Consider the following 18,036-nt stretch of genomic DNA (forward strand, 5'->3'; position numbering starts at 1 on the left):
TAGAATTCCGGCTTCCAGCCAGGTAATCAGAGGGTCGGACACCATGCTTGATGACGATCAGGCCCGGGTCGTTGCGCACGACGATGGCCCTGCCGCGGTGCTCGCCGGTGCGGGCTCCGGCAAGACCCGCTGCACCACCGAGCGCGCCCGACGGCGGCTGACCACGGCGGGCATCGACGGCGATGGCATGGTATTGCTCACGTTCACCAACAAGGCCGCGGCGGAGATGCGCGAGCGCCTGCGGGCGTTGCTGCCGGACGGCGTGACGCTGCCCTGGATCGGCACCTTCCACAGTTTCGGCAATCAGTTGCTGCGCCAGCACGGCAAGGCGATCGGGGTGCCGCGCAACGCCACCCTCATGGACGCCGATGATGCCGGAAGGATGCTGGATGCCCTGCTGGCCAGCCCCTTTCCGGACAAGACCCGCCGGCAGCAGCTCATGCGCGTGCAGGACGAGGCAACGGCCCTCGGGCTGGACGTGGTGGAGGATGCGCACGTCACGGAGCTGATGGCGCTGTGCGATGCACACGATCTGGGAAAGTCCGATGGCCGGCGCTTCCGCGAGGTGTTGCGGCGGTACGAGGCCGAGAAACGGCGGGCCGGGGTTCTCGACTTCTCGGACCTGATTCTCCTGCCGGCGCGGTTGCTGCGCCAGGAGCCGGAGATCCGGGATCAGCTGCGAGGCCGGCTCCGGGACGTCACCGTGGACGAAGCCCAGGACACCGACGGTGGCCAGTTCCGCCTCCTGCAGTTGCTGGCGCCGGAGAGCCGGACCGTGATCCTGGTCGGCGATGACGATCAGGCCATCTACGAGTGGCGTCATGCACGGCCGGAGAACATGCGTGATTTCATCGACGACTATCAGGCCACGGTCTACCGCCTGGAGCGCAACTACCGCTCCACGCCAGCCATCGTCACCGGTGGTGCGACCCTGGTGCGCAACAACGCCATGCGCCTGGAGAAGAACCCCTACGCGGTGCGCGGTGCGGGCGACCACCCGCTGCGACTCGTGGAATACGACGATGGTGATGCCATGGCCGACGGTGTGGCAGACCGGCTTTCGGTTGCCATCATGGGCGGGCGCAAGCCCGACGACATCGCCGTGCTGTATCGCAAGAACCGCCTGGCACGGACGCTGGAAGCGGCGCTGCTGCGGCGGAACATCCCCTACCGCATCAAGGCTGGTACCGATCTGCTCAGCTATGCGGACGTCCGCATGATGCTGGCGGCCGGCCGCCTGGCAGCGAATCGGCGTGATATCCGGGCCCTGTCCCGGGTGGCCGATCTGATCCCCGGTCTCGGTGCCCGCGGTGTGGCCAGGCTGACCGAGGGGGAGGGGGATCCCCTGGCCCGGGCGGCCCGGCTCGCGCCCAAGGCGGCTCAGGCGGTGGAGCGGTTGGCGACCGGTCTGGATCAGCTCTATCGCGGCGGCCCGGGTGGGTTGCTGGACTGGACCCAGAAGGACGGCCTGTTCCGCCACTGGCTGCGGCAACGGGCGCAGCGGTCATTGAAGTCGGGCCGCGCCGGTGGAGCCGAGGACCTGGAGCAGGCGCTGCGGCCCGCGCTGGGGCGCATGCGGGTGATTCAGCGGGCCATGGACAAGCGCCTCGGATCCCTGGATGCCGGCACAGCCCTGGAGGCCCAATGGGCCGCCGCGCTGGAGGTGGTGGCGGCTGGCACTGACGAGGCCGACAATGAAGACGGCAAGGTGACGCTCTGCACCGTCCACGGGGCCAAGGGGCTGGAGTGGCCCGAGGTCCACCTGTTCGCTTTCTCCGAGGGGCTCATGCCCATGGAGCGTGACGGAGAGGTGGAGAACCTGGCGGAAGAGCGGCGCCTTGCCTATGTGGCACTGACCCGCGCCCAGGATGCCGTGACCCTTCACCACGCCGACCGTCTGGACATGGGGACCGGCAATGGCGCGGAGGACCGGGCCGTCTCCCGCTTCCTGCTGGAGCTGGGCAGCGAGGATGCCGTGGTTCGCACGGACCGGCGCAAGGGGCGGCCGAAAGAGCCGTCATCCGCGCCGGCGCGGGACTGGCTGGCGGAGATGCGCAAGGCCATCAACTGACGCCGCGATCGCGGACGGAGCAGCGGTCATGGAACCCATCGGCATCGTTCACAGCTGTTTCGACGAGCGCTTCGGCACACCACGCCAGCCCGGCCTCGTGCCCGCCGCCACGGCGGCGCTGGAGCTTCTGCCCCCGTTCGACGCGGCGGACATGCTGCGCGGGCTGGAGGCGTTTTCCCACGTCTGGATCATCTACCGTTTCCACGCCAACCAGCACGACCGCTGGTCGCCGACCGTGCGGCCGCCGCGGCTTGGCGGCAACACCCGCACCGGCGTGCTGGCGACCCGTTCACCCTTTCGTCCCAACCCGGTTGGCCTGTCGGTGGTGGAGCTGGAAGCAGTGATTACCGGCCCGGACTGGCGGGGTCTGAAGCTGCGTAACCACGACCTGGTCAATGGCACGCCCGTGCTGGACGTCAAACCGTATCTGCCATACTCCGACTGCGTCCCCGAGGCGGTGGCCCCTGAAGCGTTCGCCACCGGGGGAGGGCGACTGGAGGTGGCGTTCGTCGCCCATCTGCTGGACACGCCACCCGCCAACGACGCCGGCTGGCGGCAACTGGTGGAACAGTCCCTTGCCAGCGACCCCAGGCCGGCCTATCGCGGGCACGGCCAGACCCGTGAGTACGGCGTCAGCATCGGCGGGTACAACGTGCGGTTCCGGGTCGGGGAGGATCGGCGGGTGCAGGTCGTGGCCATCGAACAGTGAAACCGGCCCGCACCGAGTGATGGTGCGGGCCGCCGGTCTCAGCTGCGTTCGGTGACGTAGACCACGCTGATGCCGGAGTTTTCCAGGGCGTCCGCAATCGCGGTTCGAGAGGGTTGTTCACCGCTGCGCACGACGATACGGTTACCGTCTGCGTCGACGGATTGAAGAGACAGCCCGTCGATGTCCGCCAGGGGCTGAATACGTTTCCACGCAGGCCCGAAGCCGGAAGGGAGGCCGCGAACGACGATCTCGAAGGTCCGTTCCTCCAGTTCCTCCTCGGGACTGGCGTCCGGATCGTCGACGTCGGGAAATTCGGCCAGCGCCAGGCTGGATCCGGTCATCAGGACGATCAACAGCAGAACGCGTGGTGTTTTCATGGCCATCCCCTTCTCGTTTAACGTCTGTTCATTTTCCATCATGGGGCTTGCATGAACAAATCTTGTGGACCGGGCCGCGCGGCCTCGTGGGGCGTCGCGATCACCGTTGTGGTGTTGCTGGTGTCCGGGTGCGCCCGCGATGATGCCGACCCCCGTGGCACGGGTGAACGCGAAGCCCCCGAGCCGGCGCCGGGTGCGCCGGGGGTGCTGGTGAACGTCTTCGACTGCGCCGACGGTGAGCGCGTTGTCACGCGGGGTCGGGAAGGGGAGCGACTGGTCGTGCATCGTGCAGGGGAAACCTGGGACATGTGGGCCGTGGAAAACGCTGAGGACAGCTACGCGGCCGACGCCGGGCCGGTCTGGGAGCGTGACGGTGCGCAGGCGTACTGGGCCGGGCCTGAGGGCCGCCGAGTGCGCTGCGGCGAGACGCCGGCTGCCGTGGTCTGGGAGGAGGCCCGGTTGCGGGGCATCGACTACCGCGCCGAGGCCGGAGATCAGTCCTGGGAGCTGGAACTGCACGGTGACGCCCTGAGTTTCCGTCACCGCAGCCGGGACGGTGTGCTGCGCGTCGATGATGCTGAATGGAGCGATGATCGCGTACACCTCGAAAGCGGCGAGCCGGAGACCGGCGTCGCGCTGGAGCGGCTGGACCTGCCCTGCGATCACGGTGACGGGGTCGGCACCCTGGAGCAGGTGCGCATCACGGTGGAAGGCCGCCCGTTACAGGGGTGCGGTGGATTCCTCGATGATGATCCGACGCCATAGGGAGGCGTTGCATGGAATGTCGACCGGGTTGCGGGGCGTGTTGCGTTGCGCCGTCCATTTCTTCCCCCATCCCCGGCATGCCGGATGGCAAGCCGGCAGGGGTGCCGTGCATCCATCTCACCGCTGACGCCCTGTGTGGATTGTTCGGTCAGCCGGAGCGGCCGGCCGTGTGCGAGCAGTTCAGCGCAACTCCGCCGCTGTGCGGCGAGAGCCGGGATGATGCGTTTGCCCGCCTTCGTGAACTGGAAGAAGCAACGGTGTGACAACACACACAGCCGATCTGAACCCCCTGGGGCGGGCGCTTCAGGCCGATGCCGAGAGAGCCGGCTGGCGCCGCATGGTTGTGCTCAGCGGCACCCCCGCCTGGTGCCGGGACGCGGCACGGGATCTGCTGTCGGGGGCCTTCACCGATAACGCCACCGTCCTCTGGGCCGGCCGGGCGCCACCAGCCGGGACCGTGGCGGCTGCGCCTGACGGGCTCGGCCGCCATCTGGGGACGGAGATGCACGCCCTGGTGATCGACGCCTTCGACGGCCTGGACCCGGACGGACTTGGTGCCGGCGTCGGCACGGTGCGTGCCGGCGGGCTCGTGATCCTGCTGACGCCGCCGCTGGACTGCTGGCGGGGCTTTGACGATCCGCAACTGGCGCGCCTGGCCGTGGACGGTTACGACACCTCCGCCGTGGGCCGGCGCTTCACGGAGCGCCTCGCACGCATGCTCGCGGAAGACCCCACGGTGGTGCGTGTCCGCGAAGGCGGACCGGTGGCGGAGTGGCAGGCGCTGGAGGGCGCGCCGGGGCATCCCGGGGAGATTGATGACGTGGACTGCGTCAGTGCGGATCAGGAGCGCGCCGTGGAGACAGTCCTGCGTACCGCCACCGGCCACCGGCGTCGGCCGACGGTGCTCACCGCTGACCGGGGGCGCGGCAAATCCGCGGCGCTGGGGATTGCCGCAGGGCGCTTTCTGCAAGAGCGCGGCGGCACGGTGGTCGTCACGGCGCCGCAGCGTGGCGCGGTGGATGCAGTGCTGCACCACGCCGCACGGGTGCTGCAGACGGCCCCGGAGCGCGCCGAGGTCCACGCTCCGAACGGCGGGGTGCTCCGCTTCATGATGCCGGACGAGCTGGCGCGCAGCCGGGAGTCGCCTGGCCTGGTCCTGGTGGACGAGGCCGCGGCACTGCCCCCGCACCGCCTCGGTCAGCTGCTGCGCGAGCACAGCCGCATCGTTTTTGCGACCACGGTGCACGGATACGAAGGGAGTGGCCGCGGCTTCGTGCTGCGGTTTCAGCCCGTACTCGACGCGGAGACACCGCGCTGGCGCCACGTGCCTCTGGCGGCCCCGGTGCGTTGGCGCCAGGGCTGCCCGGTGGAGACGCTGCTGTTCCGCATGCTGCTGCTGGATGCGGAGCTGCCCGGTATCGATGACGCGGCGACCGCGTCTGATCCGGTCGTCGTCCGGACGCTGGATCGGGACGCTCTGGCCACCGATGAGCCGCTGCTGCGGGACGTCTTCGGGCTGTTGGTTCACGCGCACTACCGGACCCGGCCTCTGGATTTGCGTAATCTGCTGGACGGCCCGAATCTGCAGGTCCATCTCCTGTGGCGTGGCCCCGACCTGGCCGGTGTGGCCATGGTCGCCGACGAGGGTGGGTTCGAGCCGGCTGTTGCACGTGCCATCTGGGCCGGTGATCGCCGCCCCCGCGGGCATTTGCTGCCGCAGGGGCTGGCCGCCCATGTCGGCGTGCGTCAGGGGGCGGCATGCCGCGCGGCGCGGGTGATGCGGGTTGCGGTTCATCCACGGCTGCAGCGGCAAGGGCTCGGGCTGCGGCTGATGGAGCACATTACCGAGGCCGCCCGCGGCGCCGGGCACGACGTGCTGGGCGCCAGCTTCGGCGCCACCACTGGACTACTGGCGTTCTGGTGGCGTGCGGGCTGCGAGCCACTCCGGCTCGGCGTGCGCCGGGATGCCGCGAGCGGCACGCACTCGGCGCTGGTGGTGAAAGCCCTGACCGGCCACGGTGGCGACCTGATCGCGGAGGGGCGCAGTCTGTTCGCGCGCGACCTCCCGGCGCAGCTTGCCGATCCGCTGCAGCAGGTGGAACCGGAGCTGGCGCTGGCGCTCCTGGCCGGCCTGGCCGTCCCGCAACCCGATGAGCGGGACTGGCTGGACGCCGTGGGGTTCGCCCATGGGCACCGGGCCTACGAGGTCGCCATCGGCGCGCTGCGCCCGATTGCCCTGGCGGCACTGACCGGCCGCTCCGTGAACGAATGGCTGCCTGCGCAGGAGTGCCACGTACTGATGGTACGCCTGATTCAACAGCGCCCGTGGGCGGAGGCTGCGGCCGTAACCGGCTTGTCCGGGCGTCCGGCCGTTGTCGCTGCGCTTCGCGCCGGCCTGCGGACGATCATCGCGCACCAGGCGCCGGAAGCGGCCCGGCGCCTGGTGCAGGAGCACTACCCGAGTTCCAGCACCACATTGCCCACCACCTGACCCTGCTCCACAAGGGCGTGGGCTTCGGCGATCTGCTCCAATGGCCGGCGCTCGGCCACCCGGTGGCGCAGGGCATCCCGCTGCAGCAGTTCCATGACGCCGTCAATGGCGGCCCGGTGGTCGGCCTCGGGGAGGTTGTAGACGATGAAGAACTGCAGCAGCACGTTCTTCAGGATTGACGGGAAGAAGGGCAGGGTGACCTCGCCCGCGCTGGCACCGTAGGCAACGATCAGGCCGTTCGGGCGCAGCGCGGCCACGTCCACCGCCGCGTTGGCGGCAAACTCCAGCTCGACGATCCGGTCGGCGCCCTGGTCCCCGGTCAGGGCCATGACCCGCTGCGCCACGTCCTCCTCGCGGTAGTTGATCACCTCGTCGGCGCCCGCTTCGCGGGCGACCGCTGCCTTCTCCGCGGAACTCACCGTGGTCATGATTCTGGCGGCACCTGCCTGCCGTGCCATCTGGATGGCATACCAGGATACGGCGCCGGCGCCGCCGGCGATCAGCACGGACTGACCCCGCACGCCGCCATGGCAGTTGACCGCGTGAAATGCCGTAAGCGCCGGGATGCCGAGGCAGGCTCCGGCAGCCATGTCCACGTTCTCGGGGAGCGTGACCACCTGACGCTCCGGCAGCACCACATAGTCCGCCGCAGTCCCGTCGGGCCGGCCCCACGCCGCATTCCAAACCCACACGCGTTGGCCTGCCGTGTGCGCGGTGACATCGCTGCCTACGGCGTCGACAACGCCGGCCCCGTCGCTGTGCGGGATGATGCGCGGGAATGGCAGGTCCCGGCTGCGCGCCCCGGCCCGGGTCTTCACGTCGGACGGGTTGACCCCGCTGGTGTGCAGGCGGACACGGACTTCGCCGGGTCCGGGTTCGGGCGTCGGGATGTCGGAGACGGTCAGGACATCGGCGGCGGGGCCGACACGTTCGTAGTGGGCAGCTCGCATGGAACGGCTCTCCTGGCTGTTGTCGTTATGTGTCAGGTTCCAGGTCCGTGGCGATGATGGCGGTTGCGACCTCGTCCATGGTCGCGCCGATGATATCCGGCTGGTCGAACAGCGGATCCCATACCTGCCCGGGGCGGGCCAGGAATGCACCGGCCCAGCCGGCGTTCATGGCACCGGCAATGTCCCAGGCGTGGGCGGCCACGAGCCGCATATCCTGCGCCGTGGCAAGCATGCTGCGTGCTGCCGTGTTATAGACTTCGGGGGCGGGTTTGAGCGTCTGCGCCATGTCGACGCTCATGATCTCCTCGAAGAAGTCGCTCAGCCCAGCGTAGTCGATCTGCGCCCGGGCAGCCTGGGGGGTGGAGTTCGTCAGGGCGACCATGCGCAGCCCGGCGTCGCGCATGCGCTGGAGCGCCGGCGCCACGTCGGCGTACGGGGGCAGCGAGCGCATGCCGCCGGCAATGGCGTCACGGTCCTTCTGTGACAGGGACACACCGTAGCGCTCGGCGGTCTGGCTCATGGCGCCTGCCGCTATTGCCGAGAAGTCGTGGTAACGGCCCAGTATGGTGGTGGTCATGGCGCTCTGAAGGACCTGGCTGAACCACGTCTCCCGCGCCCGGGCAGTGCCGAAGATCCGCTCGAAGACGGGGTCGAGGCTGCCCAGATCCAGCAAGGTTTCGTTCACGTCGAAGGCAATGATGCGGCTCATGCTTCTCCCCCTGGTTTTTGTCGGCCGGGACGCGGCCTGCACTGGATGGTAACAGCATGGTGATCTGGCGTGGCAGAACGCAGAGGCGATAACGGCAGGAGGAGGGGGGGACGGCGGGGACCAGGCAGACGATTGCCTGGTTCCCGCCGCAGTATGATCAACAGGATGCTGGTTGCGTGGAGTGCTGTTGTTCACCGAAAAACCAGGGCCGCAACCGCACGCCGGCCATGTTCCCCAGGAAGCCGAAGATCAGCCACACCCAGCCGTGCAGGCTGCCCGATGCGATGCCACTGAAGTAGGCGCCGATGTTGCAGCCAAATGCCAGTCGCGCCCCGTAGCCAAGCAGAATGCCGCCGATGATTGCGGCCATGAGTGGGCGGAAGGGAATCTTCAGACTGGGCGCGAACCGGCCGGCAAGGGCCGCGGCGAGCAACGCGCCGATCACGATGCCGAAGTTCATCACGGAGGTCACGTCCGCGAATACACTGGCCTGCAGCGCCTCGGCGTTTCCGGGTATCTGCCAGTAGGCCCACTGGGAGACGTCGATGCCGACCATCTCGAAGCCCTTGGCGCCCCAGAGCGCGAATGCGGCGGTGATGCCCCAGGGCCGTCCCGCCAGCAGCAGGGTGATGAAGTTGAGCACCGCCAGTGCCACCGCGCCCCAGATGAGAGGCCAGGGGCCGCGCAGAAACCGACCCCAGCCCGCGTTGCCCGAGGTGGCGGGCTGCTCCAGGCTGCCGTGCCGCCGCTGCTCCAGGACCCGGGTGCCGAAGTAGATGCTTGCAAACAGGGCAAGGCTCAGCGCCAGGCCGCCGCCCACGCCGAGACTGTCCACCAGGGAGACGGCCTCGAAAGCCGGCTGATCCCACCACCAATCCACGTGGTGGGTGGCGATGACAGAGCCGAGGATAAACCCGATCAGCGTGACCACCATGCGCATATTGCCGCCGCCGGCGGTGAACAGCGTGCCAGAGGCACAACCGCCGCCGAGCTGCATGCCCACCCCGAACATGAATGACCCGACAACGACCGCGACGCCGATGGGGAACACGAAACCGCTGACATCGGTGCCGAAAGCCGTGCCGGCACCCAGGGCCGGGAAGAACAACGCCACCGCCAGTGCGAGCATGATCATCTGTGCGCGCAGACCGGCTCCGCGGCGTTCGGTAATGAAGACCCGCCAGGCCGACGTAAAACCGAAGGCCGCGTGATAAAGCACCACGCCGAATGCGCCGCCAACGGCGAACAGCGCTGCCTGGGTCAGACTGATGACCTGACCGGTGTAGAGAAGCCCGAGTGCCAGCAGAGCCAGCGCAATCCAGCCGGCCGGGCTCATACCGCCTGGCTGGCCCACCGCCACGGTTGGCGTCGACGCCATAGAAGACCTCCAGAGTTCAGGGGTTAATCAAAGGGTTCGGATCTTGAGTGAGCGAAGAGTACACGGACTTTCTGGGCCGAGTGAAAGGCCTGCTGACTCTATGCATAGAACCGTCCGCTACATGATCAACCGCTGTTTCCGGCGCGACTCAGTTGCCATGACATCGCCGAGGAGGCGGAGAGAGTGCAGGCGTGCCTCGGGGTCGTGGACGTCGTTGGTAATCATCAGCTCGTCCGCGGCGGTGGTGTCCAGGAAGTGATCGATGGTCTCGCGCACCGTGGCCGGCGCACCGAAGGCGGACGCGCTCAGGGTATTCTCCACCATGGCCTGCTCCTGCCGCGACCAGAGGCCGTCCATGCTGTCCACCGGCGGATCCAGACGTCCGCGCTGGTTGCGGATCATGCGCAGAAAGCGTTGCCTGACCGATGTCGCCAGGCGCTCTGCCTCTGCATCGGTGTCGGCGGTGATCACGTTCATGGCCACCATGGCGTGCGGCTTGTCCAGCACGGCGGAGGGCTGGAACACCTCGCGGTAGAGGCTCAGTGCCTCCATCAGGTAGCGCGGGGCGAAGTGACTGGCAAAGGCGAACGGCAGACCGAGCTGCCCGGCAAGCTGGGCACTGTAGCCGCTGGAGCCCAGCAGCCAGATGGGGACGTCCAGCCCCTGGCCCGGTATTGCTCGAACCTTCTGCTCGTCTCGGGCCGGCGCCAGGTATCCGCGCAGTTCCGCCACCTGTTCGGCGAAGTCCGGCTCCTGCAGGGCATTGGCCCCACGCAGGGCGCGAGCCGTGGCACCGTCGGTGCCCGGTGCGCGTCCGAGACCGAGGTCGATGCGCCCCGGGTAGAGCGTCTCCAGCGTGCCGAACTGTTCGGCGATCACCAGCGGTGCGTGGTTGGGCAGCATGACCCCGCCGGACCCTACCCGGATACGTTGCGTCTGCGCGGCCACGTGCCCGATGAGCACGGCCGTGGCTGCACTGGCAATGCCGTCGAGATTGTGGTGTTCCGCCAGCCAGAAGCGCTGAAAGCCGAGGCGATCGGCTTCCTGGGCGTGGGCGACCGTGCGTTCAAAGGCGTCCCCGGGCGAACCGCCCTGGACGATGGACGCAAGATCGAGCACGGAAACGGGAATGGTCGCAGCGCTGCTCATGACTCCGCCTTTCGTTGGGTTGGATTGGTGCCGGGCAGGCCGCGCGAGGCGGCGGTGGCCACCAGCAGCATCAGCGCCACTGCGCTGACCATGACTGCCCAGCCGCTCTGGGCGAACAGGATACCAGGCAACCAGGCGCCCAGGGTGCCGCCGGCATAGTAGGCCGCGATATAGAGTCCGTTGACCACGCCCCGGCGATCCGGGGCCAGGGCATTGACGATGCCCGGGGCGGTACCGTGAATCAGGAACATGCCGGCGCAGAAGACCAGCATGATCACGAACAGGGCCGGCAGTGACGGCACCAGGAATCCCAGCGTGGCGAGCAGGAAGACTCCGAGCCCGAGCCGGATCGTTGCCCGCGCACTGCCGCTCCAGCGCGTAATGCGGCCGGAGGCGAGAGCGACCACGATACCCATGAGGTAACCGGCGTACAGCAGCGCAATGGTGTCCTCGCCGGTGCCGGGCCGAAGCTGAACCGCCCGGAACGGCAGATAGGTGAGCAGCGCGGCGAACACGAAAAACACGCTGAACCCGATCAGGCAGGTGGCTGCCACGCCGGGTCGGGCAAGAACTTCGCGGCAGGCGCGCCAGTGGATGCGGGTGGTGTTCGGGGGCTGGTCTCCGCCCAGGCGCAGGAGCACCGGCGCGAGTGCGAGCAGCCCGCCGCCGAGCAGCCAGAACGCGGCTTCCCAGCTCCAGTAGGCGGAGATCAGCCCCGCCAGGGCGCGGCCGAGAAAGCCGCCGAGAACCGTCGCGGCCACATACGCGGCCATGGTGCCGGCGAGCCGCTCCGGGGCTACGCGGCCCGCGATGAACGTCATCAGCGCTGTCAGCGCCGCGGGGATCAGAATGCCCTGGGCGATCCGGGCGGCGAGCAGCAGGGCGAAGCTGTCCGCCAGAGCGAACATGATCTGGCTCACTCCCAGCAGGGCGACGGCGCCGGCGAGGACCCGACGCGCGCTCAGTCGTTCAAGCCAGAGCCCGTAGAGAATCGGCGCGATACTGAGGGGCAGCAGCGTGGCGGTGATCAGCAGCGCCGCGCGGGTCTCGGACACCGCGTAGTGCTCGGCGAGCAACGGCAGCAGGGGCTGGGGGGCGTAGAGTGCGCAGAAGACCAGGACGGTTGCCGCGAGGAGGCGCGCCATGGCCTTTACCGGTCTCCTGTCAGCAGCCGCTCCAGCGTTCCCTCGTAGATGGCCGACAGGGTGTCCAGATCCGCCGCGGTGACCCGCTCGTCGATCTGGTGAATGGTGGCGTTGAGTGGTCCCAGCTCGATCACCTGCGCACCGGTGGGCGCAATGAAGCGCCCGTCCGAGGTGCCACCCCCGGTGGACAGCGCGGCCTGCTGGCCGGTGACGCTGGCGATGGCGTCCAGCGTGGCCGCCACCAGGTCACCCGATTCGGTGACGAACGGGCGTGCCGAGAGCTGCCACTCGAGCCGGTAATCGAGCCCATGCTGATCCAGTATCGCGCCGACACGGGCCTGCAGCGTCTCCGGCGTGCTCTCGGTGGAGAAACGGAAGTTGAAGGTGACGTCCACGCTGCCGGGGATGACGTTGGTCGCTCCCGTGCCGGCATGGATGTTGGATACCTGGAACGTGGTGGGCGGGAAACTGTCGTTGCCCGCGTCCCACTGTGTCGCCGCCAGTTCCGCCAGGGCGGGGGCAAGCGCGTGGATCGGGTTCCGCGCCTTGTGTGGGTAGGCGACATGGCCCTGCACGCCGTGTACGGTCATTGTACCGTTCAGTGATCCGCGGCGGCCGTTCTTGACGGTGTCCGCCACGGTGGCGTCACTGCTGGGTTCTCCCACCAAGCACCAGTCGATGTGTTCGCCGCGCGCCTGCAGGGCGTCTACCACCCGGGCGGTGCCGTCCTTCGCCGGGCCTTCCTCGTCGCTGGTAATCAACAGGGCGATGGAGCCGCGGTGAGACGGGTGCTTCGCCGTGAACCGTTCGCAGGCGGTCACGAATGCCGCGAGGCTGCCCTTCATGTCGGCGGCCCCGCGGCCATGCAGCACACCGTCGAGGACCCGGGGATCGAACGGCGGCGTGGTCCACTCCGACTCCGGCCCGGTGGGCACCACGTCCGTATGGCCGGCGAACACGAACAGCGGGCGCTCCGTACCGCGGCGGCTCCAGAGGTTGGTGACGTCGCCGAAGCGCAGGGTCTCGCCCCGGAACCCGGCCTGCTCGAGCCGCTCCTGGATCAGCGACTGGCAGCCGGCATCGTCGGGGGTGATCGATGGCCGGCTGATCAGCGCCCGCGCCAGCTCCAGGGTGTCGCTCATGGCTGTTCCACTCCCAGTGCCGCCCGGTAATCGGCCTCGCGGAACCCCACCAGCACCTGATCCCCCGTATCCAGAACGGGCCGTCGGATCAGCGTCGGCTGCTCCCGCAGCAGCGCGGCGGGTTCGGACGCCGCGCGCTGGCGCTGATCCTCATCCAACTGCCGCCAGGTGGTGCTGCGCCGGTTGACCAGTTCGGCTGCCCCCAGCTGCTGGACCCAGGTGTCCAGCGCCGCCGGCACGCCGTCGCGGCGGACATCGTGGAACGTGGCCTCCACGCCGGCGAGCTCCAGCCATTTCATCGCCTTGCGGCACGTGTCGCAGCTCTTGATGCCGTAGACCGTGGCCATGATCAGGGACGCAGCAGTTCGTTGATGCCGACCTTGGCGCGGGTCTTGGCGTCCACCTGCTTGATGATGACGGCGCAGTAGAGGGAGTGGGTGCCGTCGGCCGAGGGCAGGTTGCCCGGCACCACCACGGCGCCCTTGGGCACGCGGCCGTAGAGCACTTCACCGGTCTCGCGGTTGTAGATCTTGGTGCTCTGACCGATGAAGACCCCCATTGAGATCACGGCCCCTTCCTCGACGATGACCCCTTCAACGATCTCGGAGCGGGCACCGATGAAGGCGTTGTCCTCGATGATCACCGGGTTGGCCTGCAGCGGCTCCAGGACACCGCCGATACCGGCACCGCCGGAGAGGTGCACGCCCTTGCCGATCTGCGCGCAGGAGCCCACGGTGGCCCAGGTGTCCACCATCGTGCCCTCGTCCACGTAGGCGCCGATGTTCACGTAGGAGGGCATGAGCACCGCGCCCGGGGCGATGAACGAGCCGCGCCGGGCGACCGCCGGCGGCACCACGCGTACGCCGCCGCTGTGGAAATCGTGGCTGTTGTAGTCGGTGAACTTCAGCGGCACTTTGTCGAAGTAGTTCACCGCGCCGGTGCGCATGACTTCGTTGTCGTGCAGCCGGAACGACAACAGCACGGCCTTTTTCAGCCATTCGTTCACGACCCAGTCACCGTCGCGTCTCTCGGCGACCCGCGCTTCGCCGCGATCGAGCATCATGATGGCCTGCTCGACCGCGTCCACCACCTCGGGGGACGCCGTGCGCGGGCTGATTTCACTGCGCTTCTCGAATGCCTCTTCAATGACGGATCGGATGGTGTCCATGGTGATTGGCCTCATTGTTCATGTGTTCGTGTCAACAGGGTGTTTCCCGGGCGGCGCCGGGGACGCGCGATTTACAGCCGCTCCACGCAACGCCGGATGCGCCGCATCGCCTCTTCGCACTCGGCCTCGTCGGCGACCAGCGCCATGCGGACATGACCGGCGCCCGGGTTGATGCCGTTCGCCTCCCGGGAGAGATAGCTCCCGGGCAGGACCCGCACGTTCTCCTGCTCGTAGAGTGTCCGCGCGAACGTGACATCATCCACCGGTGTGCGGGGCCACAGATAGAAACCGGCATCCGGCATGTCCACGTCGAGCACCGGCCGCAGGATCGCCAGTGCCGTGTCGAACTTGGCCCGGTAGCGGCTGCGATTATGCCTGACGTGGGCCTCGTCGTCCCAGGCGGCTCGACTGGCCTGCTGCACATGCAGGGGCAGGGCGGAGCCCTGGTAGGTGCGGTAACGCAGAAATCCCTCGAGGATGTCGGCGTCGCCAGCGACGAAGCCGGAACGCAGGCCGGGCACGTTGGACCGCTTGGACAGGCTGTGGAAGACCACGCAGCGGTGAAAGCCCGTCCGCCCCATCCGCGCGCACACCTCCAGCAGGCCCAGCGGCGGCCGCTCCTCATCCGGGTAGAGCTCGCTGTAGCACTCGTCGGCGGCGATGACGAAATCGTGGGCGTCGGCCAGGGCGATGAGCTTTCGCAGCCACGCCTCCGGCAGCACCGCGCCGCTGGGGTTGCCCGGAGAGCAGATGTAGATCACGGCGCACTGCCGCCACGTTGATTCGGGCACGGCGTCCAGGTCCGGCAGGTAGCCGGTGTCCGCGATGGTGTTGAGATAGATCGGCTCCGCGCCGGCAAGTAGCGCCGCCCCCTCATAGATCTGGTAGCAGGGGTTGGGCATCAGCACCAGGGCGTCAGGGCGCCCGGCGGCCACGGCCTGGGTGATGGCAAACAGCGCCTCGCGCGTCCCCGCCGCGGGCAGTACGTTGGCGTCCGGGTCCAGGGCGCCGTCCCCCAGGGCGAAGCGGCGCTCCAGCCAGCGACACAGCGTATTGCGCAGCTCCGGCGTGCCACCGGTGCCGGCGTAGCGGCCGAGGCCGTCGAGGCTCGCGGCCAGGGTGTCGCCGATGAACGCCGGCGGCGCATGCTTCGGCTCGCCGATACCCAGATTGACGGGTGCCAGCGCCGGAGGAGTTACATCCGCCAGCAGCGCATTGAGCCGCTCGAACGGGTATCGCTGCAGGCGGTCCAGGTTCGGGTTCATGGTCATGAGTTATCTACAGCCCGGTTGCCTGTTCCACGAGATCGCTGGTTTCCCCGAGGAGTTCGATCAGCGTCCTGCGGATGGCGTCGAGCTGTTCGTCGTCCGCGAGCGGCTGGTTGTCGTGGTCGGTGATGAAGAACACGTCTTCGGCGCGGGCGCCGATGGTGGCGATCTTGGCGCTCTGCAGGCGCACGCCGCACCGGGCGAAGGTGTAGCCGACCCGTGCCAGCAGGCCCGGCCGGTCGGCGGTAATCAGCTCCAGCACCGTGCGCTCGTTGTTGGGATCATCCATGAAGCTGATCTGCGTGCCGATGTTGAAATGCTGCAGTTGCCGGGGGACCGGCCGGCAGCTCGGCGGCCGCAGTTCGTCCTGGCTGAGGACGTCGCGCAGCCGGGTGATGATCTCGGCCTTGCGGCCGGGGTCCTGCACCGGGTTGCCGTCGTCCTCCAGGACCAGATAGCTGTCCAGGGTGTAGCCGTTGCGCGTGGTGATGATGCGCGCATCCTGGATGTTCAGATTGAGCTGGTCCATGGCGTACACGGTGAGGGCGAATACGTTGTCCTTGTCGGAGCTGTAAACGAATGCTTCCGTCCCGCCCCGGGCGCCGTGCCCGTCCAGCAGCACCAGCGGCAGGTCCTGCGGCTGACAGCGGGCGATGGCCTCGGTGTGCCAGGCGATTTCCTCGGCGGAATAACGCAGGAAGTAGTCGTCGGTGAAATGCCGCCAGACCGACTTCACCGTCATGTGGTGCAGCCCCTTCACCTTGAGCCGGCGACGCGCCTGCCCCTGGGTTTCCCGCACCAGCTCCTCGGTGTCGATGGGGTGCTCCAGGCCGCGGCGCAGGGCGCGCTTCGCCAGGGTGTAGAGCTCCAGCAGCAGGGCGTCCTTCCAGGAATTCCACATCTCCGGGTTGGTGGCGCGGATGTCGGCCACCGTGAGCAGGTACAGGTAGTCCAGCCGCGTGCGGTCACCGATCTGGTCGGAGAACGCGTTGATGACCTCCGGATCGGAGATGTCCTTGCGCTGCGCCGTCATGGACATGAACAGGTGATTGCGCACCAGCCACGCCACCAGCCGCGAGTCGTACTCGCTGAGCCCGTGGGAGGCACAGAAGGCGTAGGCGTCCTCGGCGCCCAGCTCGGAGTGGTCGCCACCCCGGCCCTTGGCGATGTCGTGGAACAGTGCGGCCAGGTAGAGCAGGTCCGGCTTCGGCAGCCGCTGCATGATCGTGTGGCAGAACGGCAGCTCCGAGGCATGCTCGGGCAGGGCGAACCGGCGCAGGTTGCGCACCACAAACAGCGTGTGGGAATCCACCGTGTAGACGTGGAAGAGGTCGTACTGCATGCGCCCCGTGATCGCGCCGAACGCCGGTATATAGCGGCCCAGCAGGCCGTAGCGGTGCATACGCCGGATCTCATGGGTGATACCCCGGGGTTGGCGCATGATCTCCATGAACAGGCTGCGGCAGCGGAGGTCGTCACGGAAGCGGTCGTCGATCAGGTGCCGGTTGGCGCGGATCAGGCGGATCGTCGACGCCCGAACCCCCTTCAGCTCCTGGTGCTGCTGCATCAGCAGAAAGACTTCCAGCAGCGCGAAGGGGTAACGCTGGAAGACGTTCGGGTGGGTGACCTCGATGAACCCCTTGCGCGACTGGAAGCGCTTGTTGATGAGCTGCGGCGGCTCCAGGTCGTCGGCGTAGAGAATGACCTCCTGGTAGAGCTGCAGCAGCATCTCGTTGAGGCGGCTCAGTTCCATGACCGTGCGGAAGTAACGCTGCATGAACTGCTCCACGCCCAGGGTGTGATCCTGGTCGGTGTAGCCGAACTGCTTTGCCAGTGCCGTCTGGTGATCGAAGATCAGACGGTCTTCCCGCCGCCCTGCCAGGGTGTGGAGGGCAAAGCGGATATCCCAGAGCAGGTTCTGTCCGGCATCCAGGTCCTGGTATTCCTCCTCGGTGAGAAAGCCCTGGTCCACCAGATCGTGCAGCGTCTCCGCGCCGAAATGGCGCTTCGCCACCCAGCCCACCATGTGGATGTCCCGCAGCCCGCCGGGGCTCTCCTTGATATTGGGCTCAAGGTTGTAGGCGGTGTCGTGGTACTTGGCGTGGCGATCCAGCTGTTCCCGCCACTTGGCCTCGAAGAAGGCGCGACTGGGCCACACACGGGCGGGGCCGGTGGCCTCGCGCATGGCCTGGTAAAGCGGTTCGGGGCCCTTCAGCAGGCGCGACTCCATCAGGTTGGTGGCCACCGTGATGTCGCGCTCCGATTCGGTGACACAGTCGTCCAGGGTGCGGACGCTATGGCCCACTTCCAGGCCGATGTCCCAGAGGAAAGTGAGGAACGCCTCGATGCAGCCGTCCCGGCCGTCAAGGCCGGTGTCGTCCAGCAACAGCATGAGGTCGATATCGGAGCCCGGGTGCAGCTCGCCGCGGCCGTATCCGCCCACGGCGACCAGGGCAACGCCGGCGCACCGGGCGTCCATGATCCGGTCCCAGGCGCGCTGCAGGAGTTCGTCGATCAGCCACGTGCGCAGGGGCACCAGGATGCGCGCGGGCGCACCCTCGCGGAACCGGCCCATGAGAATGGCGTCACCGTGCTCGCGGGCGTCACGAAAGACGCGAATCGCCGGTTCTCCGGCCGCCAGCCGGCGTTCCAGTTCGTCGCCATCGAAAAGGACCGCGTCCGCTTCGCTGGGGTAGGCGCTGGCTGTGGACATG

16 protein-coding genes are annotated in these 18,036 nt (G+C 68.1%); 5 read left to right on the forward strand and 11 right to left on the reverse strand.

The genetic code is table 11. The annotated features are described in order from the left end of the window. Positions 1 to 43: 43 nt before the first annotated feature. The gene (locus ACNSTU_RS01940; RefSeq protein WP_290637585.1) at positions 44 to 2,071 is read left to right on the forward strand and encodes an ATP-dependent helicase; all 2,028 of its coding nucleotides are present in this window, start codon (positions 44 to 46) and stop codon (positions 2,069 to 2,071) included. Between the two features lie 28 nt (positions 2,072 to 2,099). Next, a complete protein-coding gene (gene tsaA / locus ACNSTU_RS01945; RefSeq protein WP_290632665.1) occupies positions 2,100 to 2,780 on the forward strand; it encodes a tRNA (N6-threonylcarbamoyladenosine(37)-N6)-methyltransferase TrmO in 681 nt (226 codons plus the stop codon). Between the two features lie 38 nt (positions 2,781 to 2,818). Here the strand turns inward: tsaA and ACNSTU_RS01950 are convergent, their stop codons facing one another. Further along, positions 2,819 to 3,199: a hypothetical protein gene (locus tag ACNSTU_RS01950; RefSeq protein ID WP_290632663.1), complete on the reverse strand. Its 381-nt coding sequence runs from the start codon at positions 3,197 to 3,199 to the stop codon at positions 2,819 to 2,821. Positions 3,200 to 3,208: 9 nt separating this feature from the next. On the opposite strand from ACNSTU_RS01950, the gene ACNSTU_RS01955 reads away from it, so the two are divergent. The 3 genes from ACNSTU_RS01955 to ACNSTU_RS01965 are packed head-to-tail and all read left to right on the forward strand — an operon-like array spanning position 3,209 to position 6,413. Continuing rightward, positions 3,209 to 3,922: a hypothetical protein gene (locus ACNSTU_RS01955; protein ID WP_290637583.1), complete on the forward strand. Its 714-nt coding sequence runs from the start codon at positions 3,209 to 3,211 to the stop codon at positions 3,920 to 3,922. Between the two features lie 11 nt (positions 3,923 to 3,933). Further along, on the forward strand, positions 3,934 to 4,185 hold the full coding sequence (locus tag ACNSTU_RS01960; RefSeq protein ID WP_290631974.1) for a YkgJ family cysteine cluster protein: 252 nt from the start codon (positions 3,934 to 3,936) through the stop codon (positions 4,183 to 4,185). Further along, positions 4,182 to 6,413, forward strand: a complete 2,232-nt coding sequence (locus ACNSTU_RS01965) for a tRNA(Met) cytidine acetyltransferase TmcA (protein ID WP_290631972.1) — start codon at positions 4,182 to 4,184, stop codon at positions 6,411 to 6,413. Before ACNSTU_RS01960 ends, ACNSTU_RS01965 begins: the two co-directional genes overlap by 4 nt. Here ACNSTU_RS01965 and ACNSTU_RS01970 read toward each other — a convergent pair. The 10 genes from ACNSTU_RS01970 to glnD form a co-directional block, all read right to left on the reverse strand. Continuing rightward, entirely contained in the window at positions 6,377 to 7,363 is a 987-nt protein-coding gene (locus ACNSTU_RS01970) for an NADPH:quinone reductase (protein ID WP_290631970.1), read from the reverse strand. The two genes, ACNSTU_RS01965 and ACNSTU_RS01970, sit on opposite strands and share 37 nt — an antisense overlap. Positions 7,364 to 7,388: 25 nt before the next feature. Beyond that, entirely contained in the window at positions 7,389 to 8,072 is a 684-nt protein-coding gene (locus ACNSTU_RS01975; protein ID WP_290637579.1) for a haloacid dehalogenase type II, read from the reverse strand. Between the two features lie 157 nt (positions 8,073 to 8,229). Further along, positions 8,230 to 9,450 (reverse strand): YeeE/YedE family protein, encoded by a 1,221-nt coding sequence (locus ACNSTU_RS01980; RefSeq protein ID WP_290637578.1) that lies wholly within the window; start codon positions 9,448 to 9,450, stop codon positions 8,230 to 8,232. 117 nt (positions 9,451 to 9,567) lie between these two features. After that, positions 9,568 to 10,599 carry an LLM class flavin-dependent oxidoreductase gene (locus ACNSTU_RS01985; protein ID WP_418212033.1) on the reverse strand — a complete coding sequence of 344 codons (1,032 nt, stop codon included), beginning with the start codon at positions 10,597 to 10,599 and terminating at the stop codon, positions 9,568 to 9,570. Continuing rightward, positions 10,596 to 11,744, reverse strand: coding sequence for an MFS transporter (locus tag ACNSTU_RS01990; protein ID WP_290636742.1), 1,149 nt, complete (start codon positions 11,742 to 11,744; stop codon positions 10,596 to 10,598). The genes ACNSTU_RS01985 and ACNSTU_RS01990 overlap by 4 nt, the downstream gene beginning before the upstream one ends. A 5-nt stretch (positions 11,745 to 11,749) precedes the next feature. Further along, positions 11,750 to 12,886, reverse strand: a complete 1,137-nt coding sequence (gene dapE, locus ACNSTU_RS01995) for a succinyl-diaminopimelate desuccinylase (RefSeq protein WP_290631392.1) — start codon at positions 12,884 to 12,886, stop codon at positions 11,750 to 11,752. After that, the gene (locus tag ACNSTU_RS02000) at positions 12,883 to 13,233 is read right to left on the reverse strand and encodes a Spx/MgsR family RNA polymerase-binding regulatory protein (protein ID WP_290631390.1); all 351 of its coding nucleotides are present in this window, start codon (positions 13,231 to 13,233) and stop codon (positions 12,883 to 12,885) included. Before ACNSTU_RS02000 ends, dapE begins: the two co-directional genes overlap by 4 nt. A 2-nt stretch (positions 13,234 to 13,235) precedes the next feature. Then, a complete protein-coding gene (dapD, locus tag ACNSTU_RS02005; protein ID WP_290631388.1) occupies positions 13,236 to 14,054 on the reverse strand; it encodes a 2,3,4,5-tetrahydropyridine-2,6-dicarboxylate N-succinyltransferase in 819 nt (272 codons plus the stop codon). Between the two features lie 71 nt (positions 14,055 to 14,125). After that, a complete protein-coding gene (gene dapC / locus ACNSTU_RS02010; RefSeq protein WP_418212154.1) occupies positions 14,126 to 15,319 on the reverse strand; it encodes a succinyldiaminopimelate transaminase in 1,194 nt (397 codons plus the stop codon). 13 nt (positions 15,320 to 15,332) lie between these two features. Continuing rightward, entirely contained in the window at positions 15,333 to 18,035 is a 2,703-nt protein-coding gene (glnD, locus tag ACNSTU_RS02015) for a [protein-PII] uridylyltransferase (protein WP_290632412.1), read from the reverse strand. Between the last annotated feature and the right edge of the window lies 1 nt (position 18,036).

The organism is Aquisalimonas sp. APHAB1-3 (assembly GCF_048323695.1).
Classification (GTDB): domain Bacteria; phylum Pseudomonadota; class Gammaproteobacteria; order Nitrococcales; family Aquisalimonadaceae; genus Aquisalimonas.